This is a genomic window from Dellaglioa sp. CoH-56-MRSF-13 (genome assembly GCF_056782095.1).
The window spans coordinates 1-306 of sequence record NZ_JBXAYC010000138.1 but is presented as its reverse complement, the minus strand read 5'-3'; the positions used below and the strand labels follow the sequence as shown (position 1 = coordinate 306).

Below are 306 nucleotides of genomic sequence, written 5' to 3'. Positions count from 1 at the left end.
GCATAAAGATGTTGCCGCTACCAACAACTATCTTTGGCTTTGCAGACCAAAAGGGGTTACTCAGAAACATTGTTTTCTCCTGTAGTGCCCCATAAAATTAGAGCACTTCAGTTTTTAGTGTACCCGTAGAGTACTGGAAACGCCATAGTTTTCCAAGCCGCGCGCTCGACTGGAGACTGGAATTCATAGTCCGGATCGCCTACCGCAACACGCAGCGCGGACAGCAGAATGTCGCCTTTGAAGTGGGGGTCACGTCGAAGCTGGATCAGTGCGGCGAGAAACAGGCCGCGCGAATCGGCACCAGCA

The 306-nt window shown here is 52.0% G+C and carries 1 protein-coding gene; it reads right to left on the bottom strand.

Annotation, left to right across the window (positions count from 1 at the left end):
• Nucleotides 1-107 precede the first annotated feature (107 nt).
• On the bottom strand, nt 108-306 hold a 199-nt coding region (locus tag AC1RP1_RS08210; RefSeq protein WP_481762753.1), incomplete at its 5' end, for a hypothetical protein.